Here is a 608-nt window from a genome sequence, read left to right as displayed (position 1 = left end):
CAGGATCACAAGGCCCAGTACGAATGTTGCCATTAACACACACTCCTTTTATTTCACTGTCGTGATGTTCCGAAATTCACGGAGGCCCTGCCGGATTCGGTTTGCCTCCGCAGGCCGGTTCCCCGGTCTATGCTTGCAAATGGATTCCTGCACACTTTGTATACGCGGTATACATTCCCTCCTTATCTCCGCTGCGGGTTTGATGGCCTGGGACCGGAACGTCAGTGCTCCCCCCGTTCTTGGGGGAAAGGATACAGCAGAAAGTGCTTTTCCGCCGGAGCGGGGGTGCCCGGGCGCTTCCGCTAAAAAAATACGGAAGAACGCAAAGACGCCGTTAAAAAATACCCTCTTGCTGTTGCCAGCTATTATACACGACCGTTTAGATTTTGTTAATAGGTAGAAGGAAAATTTGTGTACAATTTGTGAATAAGCACCGCCGGATTGGGCAAAACGCCGGAAAAATCCCAAGAAAACAGATGAAAAGATAGAGAAAAAACGGGAAATTTCTAAAATAAGCCTCTGACGGGCTCAAAAAGTACCGGTAGAATCAACAAAGATCGGATCTTAACAAAGGAAAATCACCTTGCATCATTGCAAAAAGGGGATCG

The sequence above is a fragment of the Dysosmobacter sp. genome (assembly GCF_052306735.1).
Taxonomy (GTDB): domain Bacteria; phylum Bacillota; class Clostridia; order Oscillospirales; family Oscillospiraceae; genus Oscillibacter.
The sequence above is the reverse complement of the archived record's forward strand: the minus strand, read 5'-3'. Positions refer to the sequence as shown.